The organism is Arthrobacter sp. N199823 (assembly GCF_002929705.1).
In the GTDB taxonomy this organism is placed as follows: Bacteria; Actinomycetota; Actinomycetes; order Actinomycetales; family Micrococcaceae; genus Specibacter.
Window position 1 is genome coordinate 82,285 of sequence record NZ_PJIN01000012.1, and the last position, 8,698, is coordinate 90,982.

General features: G+C 61.9%; 9 protein-coding genes. 4 read left to right on the top strand and 5 right to left on the bottom strand.

The window, feature by feature from the left end; translation table 11 throughout:
- Window positions 1–59: 59 nt before the first annotated feature.
- Complete coding sequence (locus tag CXQ93_RS18205; RefSeq protein WP_181036211.1) at window positions 60–332, bottom strand: DUF308 domain-containing protein; 273 nt, start codon at window positions 330–332, stop codon at window positions 60–62.
- A 304-nt stretch (window positions 333–636) separates the two neighbouring features.
- Here CXQ93_RS18205 and CXQ93_RS18210 point away from each other — a divergent pair, with 304 nt between their 5' ends.
- Complete coding sequence (locus tag CXQ93_RS18210) at window positions 637–1,632, top strand: malate dehydrogenase (protein WP_104111828.1); 996 nt, start codon at window positions 637–639, stop codon at window positions 1,630–1,632.
- On the opposite strand, the gene CXQ93_RS18215 is transcribed toward CXQ93_RS18210, so the two are convergent.
- Both CXQ93_RS18215 and CXQ93_RS18220 read right to left on the bottom strand, forming a co-directional pair.
- Window positions 1,629–1,847: a PLDc N-terminal domain-containing protein gene (locus tag CXQ93_RS18215; protein WP_104111829.1), complete on the bottom strand. Its 219-nt coding sequence runs from the start codon at window positions 1,845–1,847 to the stop codon at window positions 1,629–1,631. The genes CXQ93_RS18210 and CXQ93_RS18215 overlap by 4 nt on opposite strands.
- Before the next feature lie 77 nt (window positions 1,848–1,924).
- Window positions 1,925–2,635, bottom strand: coding sequence for an NUDIX hydrolase (locus CXQ93_RS18220; protein ID WP_104111830.1), 711 nt, complete (start codon window positions 2,633–2,635; stop codon window positions 1,925–1,927).
- Between the two features lie 70 nt (window positions 2,636–2,705).
- On the opposite strand from CXQ93_RS18220, the gene CXQ93_RS18225 reads away from it, so the two are divergent.
- Genes CXQ93_RS18225 through CXQ93_RS18235 form a run of 3 tightly spaced genes read left to right on the top strand, consistent with a single transcriptional unit; the run spans window position 2,706 to window position 5,988 of the window.
- On the top strand, window positions 2,706–3,380 hold the full coding sequence (locus CXQ93_RS18225; protein ID WP_104111831.1) for a TetR/AcrR family transcriptional regulator: 675 nt from the start codon (window positions 2,706–2,708) through the stop codon (window positions 3,378–3,380).
- An 11-nt stretch (window positions 3,381–3,391) separates the two neighbouring features.
- A complete protein-coding gene (locus CXQ93_RS18230; protein WP_104111832.1) occupies window positions 3,392–4,354 on the top strand; it encodes an ABC transporter ATP-binding protein in 963 nt (320 codons plus the stop codon).
- Window positions 4,351–5,988: an ABC transporter permease gene (locus CXQ93_RS18235; RefSeq protein WP_104111833.1), complete on the top strand. Its 1,638-nt coding sequence runs from the start codon at window positions 4,351–4,353 to the stop codon at window positions 5,986–5,988. The genes CXQ93_RS18230 and CXQ93_RS18235 overlap by 4 nt, the downstream gene beginning before the upstream one ends.
- Before the next feature lie 63 nt (window positions 5,989–6,051).
- Here CXQ93_RS18235 and CXQ93_RS18240 read toward each other — a convergent pair whose 3' ends face one another.
- Both CXQ93_RS18240 and CXQ93_RS18245 read right to left on the bottom strand, forming a co-directional pair.
- Window positions 6,052–6,333: a DivIVA domain-containing protein gene (locus CXQ93_RS18240; RefSeq protein ID WP_104111834.1), complete on the bottom strand. Its 282-nt coding sequence runs from the start codon at window positions 6,331–6,333 to the stop codon at window positions 6,052–6,054.
- A 51-nt stretch (window positions 6,334–6,384) separates the two neighbouring features.
- On the bottom strand, window positions 6,385–8,328 hold the full coding sequence (locus CXQ93_RS18245) for a penicillin-binding transpeptidase domain-containing protein (protein WP_104111835.1): 1,944 nt from the start codon (window positions 8,326–8,328) through the stop codon (window positions 6,385–6,387).
- Window positions 8,329–8,698 lie beyond the last annotated feature (370 nt).

The window sequence follows — 8,698 nt, forward strand, 5'->3', positions numbered from 1 at the left end:
ACACCTGGGGCTGAGGCTCCCGTTGGGCGGCCTGCCGTTGCCATTAGCTGGTTCTGCAGTTACTTTCTGCAGCGGTGTGCTGGATTCGCGTGACAGCTGGAGCCAGAGAGGTCTAGGATTCGGCCCATTCCAAAGAGTAGTGTGCGTGCACCGAACTGCATTGCCACAAGCAGCAGGGTCGCATCCGGCCAGGCTAACGCGGCGACACCAAGAATGAGGTCCGCGATACCCGAGATAATGAAGCCTGCCCCCACATAGAGGGTCAATGCACCCAAGGAAGCCAGCGGCCTAGTGGCGAGTGTGAATCCCAGCCATACGCACAGGACTCCCACAACGAGTGTCAGCTACCAAGGCGCCCGGGCAAGCAAGGCTGGCAAGGCTGGCAAAGCTGGCAAGGCACCGGCCCGATCACCAAACCAGTCTGCCGACGCATCCGGCTGCGTCAGCCCTTGCGGTGCGCGTTCCTGCGGCGGCTGATCCTGTGCTGTTTGTTCCCCATCGCCTTGCGGCGTCCATCCCCCCTCCCGTAGTGTCTGTCCATCCCGGGCAGAGGTAGCCAACTCTGCCGGTGCACGCTGCTGCAATGCGGTGGGCAACCCGCCCAAAAAGTGGCGCTACCGGGGCTAGACTGGCGCCATGAACGCACATGCTCCCGCTCCCGTCACAGTCACTGTCACTGGCGCCGCTGGCCAGATCGGTTATGCGTTGCTTTTCCGGATTGCATCGGGGGCCATGTTGGGCCCGGATGTGCCGGTCAGGCTGAACTTGTTGGAGGTCCCGCAAGCCACCAAGGCTGCAGAGGGCACGGCTCTGGAACTCATGAACTGCGCGTTTCCGCTACTCGCGGGGCTAGAGGTCTTTGACGACCCAACTCAAGCGTTCAACGGCACCAACATCGCCATGCTGGTGGGCGCACGCCCTCGTGGGCCGGGGATGGAGCGGGCCGATCTTCTCAGCGCCAATGGCGGCATCTTCTCCGTCCAAGGTAGAGCACTGAATGCCGGTGCGGCACCCGATCTCAAGGTAGTCGTGGTGGGCAACCCTGCCAACACCAACGCCTTGATTGCCGCTTCCCACGCGCAGGACATTCCGGCCTCGCGCTTCACGGCACTAACCCGCCTGGACCACGACAGAGCAGTGGCACAGCTAGCCGCCAATACCAACTCCCAGGTTTCGCGCATCAAGCACCTGGCCATCTGGGGCAACCATTCGGCTACCCAATACCCGGACATCAGCCACGCCACAGTGGGCGGAGTGCCGGCAATTTCCTTGGTAGAGCAGCGGTGGATTGCCGAGGAGTTCATCCCTCGAGTGGCCAAGCGCGGGGCCGAAATCATCTCCGTGCGGGGAGGTTCCTCGGCCGCTTCAGCTGCCAATGCCGCCGTCGAACATATGAGGTTGTGGGTCCACGGCACCCCCGAGGGCGATTGGACCAGCATGGCAATCCCCTCGGACGGCTCCTACGGCGTGCCCGAGGGGCTTGTCAGTTCATTTCCAGTGACCACTGCCGGCGGCGAATACAGCATTGTGCAGGGGTTGGAGATCAGCAAGTTCTCCCGCGCCCGCATTGACGCATCCGTGGCCGAGCTACAGGCCGAACGTGACGCCGTGGCCGAGCTCGGCTTGCTCTAATCTGACTTCTTCCGGCCCATGGCGAAGTAGGCCAGAGGCCCAAAGAAGTTAATGAACGACGCCGCTACCCACCCTGCCTTGGGACCATTGACCTGCGCTGGGGTTCGCTTAGCGATGTCCCGCAGGGCTACTCCCTGCAGTATCAGCTGAGCGATTCCCACCACCACTACGGTGCAGCGCCGCCCCGTACTTAGTTCACTCCAGTGCTTCTTCATTGCTGCATCCTTATCCTGTGTAATTTCTTATCCCGGCCCGTGCTGTTTACGTCCCAGTAGGTTCAATCCCAGCGCGTTCAATGCTCAGTACGTTCAAAAACCCAGGGCAGCGACTTAGTGGTCAGCCTATGCCGAGCGCCGGGAACCGTGCCGCCACCGGCTTGGTCCGGGTACGCTTCATCGCCTGCCCAAAGCACCCCGTCAGGCTGGTTCCCTCCACTGGGCACCAGTAAATGTGTGTTGTAGGCAAAGACTGCACGAGCTTTCGCGTCGGAGATCGCCTGCTCCACGGAGGCGGCCCCGTCGAGGTTATGCAAAGTGACCCAGGTGGGCGGCACCAGCTTCATGTCACCCTTGGCGTGGAGCTCGAGTACCCGCGATGGGGCCAGCCAGGTGAAGCGTTCGTGTTCGTCCGGGTTGAGCACTATCGGCTCCGGGCTGGCAGGTGCCAGCATGAACCAGGTCCGGAACCGGCGCGGGATTGCTTGCCTGGGCGTCCACTGCGACAGCCAGACCAGCTCTTCGACACCGAGCGCCTGCCCAGTTTCCTCGGCCAGTTCACGCAGTCCGGCCGCGCGCGCCGCGGCCAGATCATCCACGGCGGTACCGGCAGCATCAAGGCGATCCTCGGGATCCACTTTCCCACCCGGAAATACCCACACACCGCCAAAGGATCTGCTGGTGGCAGGGCGCTCCAGCATCAACGTCTCTAGACCAGCTTCGCCATCGCGCACAATGACCACGGTGCAGGCATCTTCCAACGGCGCAAGCTGCGCAACTGTCTCCATGGAGCCAGCCTAACCCCATGATCTGCAATATCCATTGCCGCGGACTATACATGCGAGTAGTCTGCTGTACATGAGTACAACTCATGAGGATTTGACCGGCCGCGCTCGGTTGCGCGATGCCGCCATCGAGTGCTTCGCTGCACGAGGGTTCGGTGAATCCCTTCGTGCCATCGCCACGCGGGCAGGGGTCAGCGCCGGACTGGTCCGCCACCACTTTGGTTCCAAGGAGGAACTGCGCGCCGAGTGCGACGCCACCGTTCTGAAGCGTTATCGCGTACTCAAGGTTGACAGCATGAACACCCCGCCAACTCGCCTTTTTGCACAGTTGCCAGCATCTCGCGACGGTGGAGTGCTCATGGTGTACATCCTGCGCAGCGTCCAGGACGGCAGCCCGGCGGGGCGCACCTTTGTGGACAACATGGTGGCTGAGGCCCTGGCCTTCACCACTGATGCCGTGGCCCGCGGGCTTGTTGTGCCCAGCCGCAACGAGGAGGCCCGGGCGCGGTTCATGGTGCAGCAGTCCATTGGCAGCATGCTCGTGAACCTGGCCATGCGCCCGGAAGTCCGACTCGATGATTTCGCGAACGTCATGGACCAGTACATGGCCCAGGCTATGCTCCCCACATTGGAGGTATACACGGAAGGCGTGTTTGCCGACCGCACCTACCTTGACGAGTATCTTGCTTATCTGGCCGCCAAGACCAACCCGCCCGCGGGTCTCGCGGGAGAAGCTGCAATGAGTTAAAAGGAAGCACCATGTCCACCACCGTTCCGGCAGTCGAGATAGCAGGGCTACACAAGCGTTTTGGGAAATCCAGCGCCCTGGCAGGGCTGAACCTGCGGGTGGATGAAGGCACTGTGGCAGGATTCCTCGGGCCGAACGGCTCCGGGAAGTCCACCACCATCCGTATCCTGTTGGGCCTTGTAAGGTCCGACGGCGGCACCGCAAGGCTGCTGGGCGGCGATCCTTGGCGTGACGCCGTCGAACTTCACCGCCGCATTGCCTACGTCCCCGGCGATGTCAGCCTGTGGCCCAACCTGACCGGCGGTCAAGCCATAGACATCCTCTCCAAGCTGCGCGGCGGCGTGGACCATGCAAAGCGCAACGCTCTGCTGGAGCGGTTTGAGCTGGACCCCACCAAGAAGGCGCGCAGCTATTCCAAGGGGAACAGGCAAAAGGTTGCCCTCGTTGCCGGGCTGGCCTCCAACGCGGAGCTGCTGATTCTCGATGAGCCCACGTCAGGCCTAGATCCACTCATGGAGCAGGTGTTCACGGAGTACATCCGGGAAGTGAAGGCGGACGGTCGCAGCGTGCTGCTGTCCAGCCACATCTTTGCCGAGGTCGAGAAGCTGTGCGACACCGTCACCATCATTCGCGAAGGCAGGACAGTGGAGGCCGGGCGGCTCGACGAGCTCCGGCATCTGCACCGCACCGTTGTGAGCGTACTGCTGGACCGTGACGCCTCCGTGCTTTTGGGCGTTCCGGGCGTGAACGAACTCGTAGCCGATGGAAATCATGCCACGTTCACTGTGGGCGAGGCGGAACTGGGTGGAGTGCTTTCGGCCCTATCCTCGTTCAACCCGCGCCAGCTTGTCTCAAGCCCACCATCTTTGGAGGACCTGTTCCTGCGCCACTATGGCGGCGTTGCGCCGGCAAGCGGGACGACGGCTGTGACCGAGACCGGAACGGCCGCAGCGCAGGCAGCAGGTGCGCGATGAGTATCGCGGCTCCGCATCTGCACGCTGCTGCGGCGGGGTCCTCATCAGGCACCTTTGCCGGATTCGGCCTGTCCGTGCGGTTCATCTTGCGCCGCAATTGGCTGCGTCTGCTGATCTGGGCCCTGGTGCTGGCGGTCATGATCCCCGTCGTCTATTCCTCGCAGCACGAAGCCTTTCCCACACAGGCGGCCAGGGATGCGTATGCCAGCGTGGCCAACACCCCGGCCATTGCCGCCATGACAGGGCTGCCCTACGCGGCCGGCAGCCTGGGCGGTATCCTCGTGATAAAAATTTGGATGACCCTCGCCGTCGCCCTGGGCTTTGCTGCCATCTTCTTGGTGACCCGCAACGGTCGCGCCGATGAGGAGGCCGGACGCACCGAACTGCTGCGCGGCTCTGCACTCGGGCGGCATGCCTTCAGCCTGGCCAACTACACCGTGGTGGGCGGACTCAGCATTGTCACGGGCCTGCTGATCACTCTGCTGGCCCTGGCCGAGAATCTACCAATCGCAGGTTCATTGGTGCTCGGCGGTTCCATAGCCGGCGTCGGGTTGGCCTTCGTAGGCATCTCGGCACTGTGCGGCCAGCTGAGTTCCACCAGCCGGGGCGCGAACTCCCTCGGCGTGGCAGTGCTGGCAGTCTTCTATCTTGTCCGGGCCGTTGCAGACGTGAATGCCCCGGACACCAAGGTCACCGCCTTGAGCTGGTTCTCGCCGATTGGCTGGGGCCAAAACATGCGTCCGTTCTCGCAGGATACGTGGTGGCCGTTCTTGGCCCTGCTGGTCTTTGCTGTCGCCTGCTGCGCACTGGCACTGCGCGTTGAATCCCGCCGGGACTTGGGGCTGGGTCTGCTGCCTGACCGCCGAGGCCCGGGGCACGCCACAGCTTTGCTGGCCTCGCCCATTGGGCTGGCCCTGCGCCTGCAACGTGCCACTCTCGTTTCTTGGTTGCTAGGCGCGGTCGTCGCAGGGCTCTTCTTCGGCAGTGTGGCGAAGGCCATGACCTCGGTGCTGGACCCGTCAAACCCTTATGCCCAGGCATTTCTGGGCGGCACCCAGAACATGCTCAACGGCATCATGGGAACTTTCGTATTGTTCAACGCCATGTTGGCCGGGGCGTATGCGCTACAGAGCCTTTCGGGGGCACGCGCCGAGGAATCCGAGGGACGGCTCGAGTCCCAGCTAGCCGGCTCACTCGCCCGCACGCGCTGGCTCGCCGCGCACATAGCCGTAGCCGCGGCAGGTTCCGCCGTGATGCTGCTGATGGGCGGCTGGCTCACCGGGATATCCTCCAACGGTGCCGCGACCGGCTCCGCCCTAGCCGGGGCAAGCTTTGCCTACTGGCCGGCCGTGCTGCTGATGATGGGTGTGCTGCTGTTCCTGCACGGCTTCCTGCCCCGGCTGAGCGTGAGTCTGAGCTGGGCCGTGTACGGCGTCTCCGTGCTAGTGGCCATGTTCGGGCCCTTGTTCTCGCTGTCCCAGGGCGCCATTAAGATGACCCCGTTCGGTGCCGTCCCCCGCATGCCCGCGGAGAGCTTCGCCCTGCTGCCGCTCGCGGTGTTGAGCCTGCTCGCCGTGGTTCTTGGGGCACTGGGAATCTGGCGTTTCCGCAACCGCGACCTCACGGGGGCGTAGCCTGAGCGCAGGCCCGCCCACCAATGCTGCCGTGCGGCGGGGCCCGCGCTCAGCGCAGAAGCGTCAGTATCCGGGCGTTTGGCCCTTTTCATAGCCCGCTAATGTGATGGTGGCCTCGTCCAGAAAATTGTCTACTTGATCCTGATCATAGCCATTGCGGAACTTCGTCACAGCAAATCGCGTCTCCACCACTTCGCCGGACAAGATAAGTCCTGGGCGTCCGGATTCCCACTGGACCAGGGTGTCGCGCAGACGCTCAAGGAATGCGTCCACGTCAGCTAGATCGTAGCCCTCGCGAAAACGAGTGAGGGAGAACTTGACCTTGGGCAGTTCGTTGCTGTGCATACTTCTCCTGAGTGCTTAGAGATGGCGTTGTTTGTTGACTCGGTCTGGCCGCTATTTTGCCGCCAACAATGCCGCTTTGGCCAGCGGGCCACCTGTAATGGCACCTAAATCCCCATCTTCCACAAACACTGCCACGGCAATGTCACCTTGAGCGGCAATGACCCAAGAGTGAGTGCGCGGCGGTGTTTCGGTGCCGAATTCCGCCGTTCCCGTTTTCCCGATCGCCTCGGACCCAGGCAGATCTGCCAAGGTGGACAAATAACCATCGGTGACAACGGCCCGCATCAGGATACGCAGATCGCCAGCTTCCTTGGTGGTCAGGGCTGCACCGGCGGCTAGCTTAGCTTTACCGTCATGCCCGTCCACCAACACCGGTGTAACAGCAGTTCCCTTGACCATGGAGGACATCATGGTAGCCATGGCCAGCGGTGAAACCTGTACCTTGCCCTGCCCAATCAGTGATGCCGCATGCTCAGTTCCCTTGGAATCACGCGGTACATTGCCCATATAGGCGTCCAGACCCAGATCGTTCTCCATCCCGATCCCCAAGGCGCCGGCAGCATCAGCCAGATTGTCCTGCGAGAGCTTTTCAAATTGCGAAACGAAGGCCGTATTGCAGGAATGGGCGACGGCGGTAGTCAAGGAAACCTCACCTGTCGCCTCAGGCGCGTAGCCGGGAGCGTTGAGGAACTTCTTACCGTCAGCCGTGAATTCTGGTGTGCAGCTAACCGTCGACGTCGGCCCCATGCCTGTTCGTAGCAGGGCAAGCGAGGTGGCCATTTTGAAGGTTGAACCTGGCGCGTACTGTCCAAGGAAAGCTGTGTTGTAACCGGCACTATCGGGGCCGTTAGCGGAGGCCAGAATGGCTCCCGTGGATGGACGCATCACCACAATGGAGCTTGGGGTCTTCACGTCATCCAGCGCAGATTCGGCAGCGGTTTGGATCCCGGGGACCAAAGTTGTTTTCACATCTTTACCATCCACCGGCTCGACGATGAAGAGGGGACGGGGAGGTGCCTCAGCATCGGTGGTCGAGGTCCCTGCGTCGCCCGTTGCCTCAGCGCTGGCAGTGGCCGTATCTGCGGTCGCGGCAGGAACAGCGCTCACGGTAATCCCCGGAGTACCAGCTAGCTGAGCGTCAAAGGCGGCTTGCAAGCCTCCGGAGCCAATGATCTGACCGGCAACAATCTTGCCCTTAGACTTTTCGATGTCCTCTGCTGTTGCCTCATGGACGGACCCCAGAATGGCTGATGCAAAGGTGCGCGACGGTGCCAAAGGCATGGTGTCGCGCGTGACGAGGATGCCTTCAACTGCGTTGAGTTTGTCTTTGTCCAGCGCGTTGAAGGCTTCCTCACGCAAGGTGATGGCGTCAACGAATGCGACGGCTCCGTAGGCTTTGACCTTCGCAGCATAGGCCGCAGGGTCAATTTCCAGCACGGCAGCCAAAGCCTTCGCCGAGGCTGCGGCTTGTGCATCGGTCAGGCCGTCCTTGTTGATGCCGACAATTTGCACCATCCGGTCTTTCACGATGGCTTGGCCATCCGCGGATAGAATTCCCGCTCGCTTGCCGTTGGTGGTGCTGATGGCGAGGCGTTCGCCCGGTTTGAGCTCGGGCTGGAGCATTTCGGAAGACCACGTGATGACCCAGTTTTTACCGTCACGCTTCATGTCGGCGCCGGTGGCATAGGTCCAGGCCTTGTCGACATCCGGCAGTTTCCACGTGTAATTCAGTGAAACGCGGGCGGTGTCATCGGTGATCACCACCCCGCTCACAGCGGCCGTCGGCCAGACCGGGTCGATGCCTTTGGAAATCTCGGTGAGCTCTTTTTGCACATCCGCGGATGGTTTGTCGAAACTCAAATCACCTACGGTGTGAGACGTGAGTGCCTTGGCGAGGGCATCGGCAGTGGATGTGCCATCATCAGGTGCTGAACACGAAGTCCCCCCGACAACGAGGCTGAGTGCGAGCAGCAAAACTGTGATGCGACGAAACATGAGCTCCCTGACGTAGTTTGTGTTTCAGCCTACAGCTCCCTGCGGCGACCGCCGTAGTCGCCACCTGGGGCGAACAAATAGCTAGTCCTTATGGATAGGGCGTCTGGTATAGCCTGCATGCGGCGAACGGAAGTCCGCGGCCACACCGTAAGTCGGGCCTCACAGTAAGTTGTGGGTGACCATCCGGCTACGGATTGGTCAGGCTGGTCTGGCTGGTTTAGCTGCGCGGTCAGGGTGCTTTAGGTGCGTGGTCCGGCTGGTGTGGCTGGTTTAGTTGGCTGGTTTTTTGGTGGTTTTGGTGGTTTTGGTGATGAGGTTTTTGAGCCATTTGGGGTATTCGGGCCGGGCGGGTTCGGTATTTAGTGGTGGC

What these genes read in the sequence shown, in the direction of transcription:
- CXQ93_RS18210 (WP_104111828.1), top strand. Translation starts at nt 637, where the DNA reads ATGAACGCACATGCTCCCGCTCCCGTCACAGTCACTGTCACTGGCGCC.
- CXQ93_RS18215 (WP_104111829.1), bottom strand. Translation starts at nt 1,847, where the DNA reads ATGAAGAAGCACTGGAGTGAACTAAGTACGGGGCGGCGCTGCACCGTA.
- CXQ93_RS18220 (WP_104111830.1), bottom strand. Translation starts at nt 2,635, where the DNA reads ATGGAGACAGTTGCGCAGCTTGCGCCGTTGGAAGATGCCTGCACCGTG.
- CXQ93_RS18225 (WP_104111831.1), top strand. Translation starts at nt 2,706, where the DNA reads ATGAGTACAACTCATGAGGATTTGACCGGCCGCGCTCGGTTGCGCGAT.
- CXQ93_RS18230 (WP_104111832.1), top strand. Translation starts at nt 3,392, where the DNA reads ATGTCCACCACCGTTCCGGCAGTCGAGATAGCAGGGCTACACAAGCGT.
- CXQ93_RS18235 (WP_104111833.1), top strand. Translation starts at nt 4,351, where the DNA reads ATGAGTATCGCGGCTCCGCATCTGCACGCTGCTGCGGCGGGGTCCTCA.
- CXQ93_RS18240 (WP_104111834.1), bottom strand. Translation starts at nt 6,333, where the DNA reads ATGCACAGCAACGAACTGCCCAAGGTCAAGTTCTCCCTCACTCGTTTT.
- CXQ93_RS18245 (WP_104111835.1), bottom strand. Translation starts at nt 8,328, where the DNA reads ATGTTTCGTCGCATCACAGTTTTGCTGCTCGCACTCAGCCTCGTTGTC.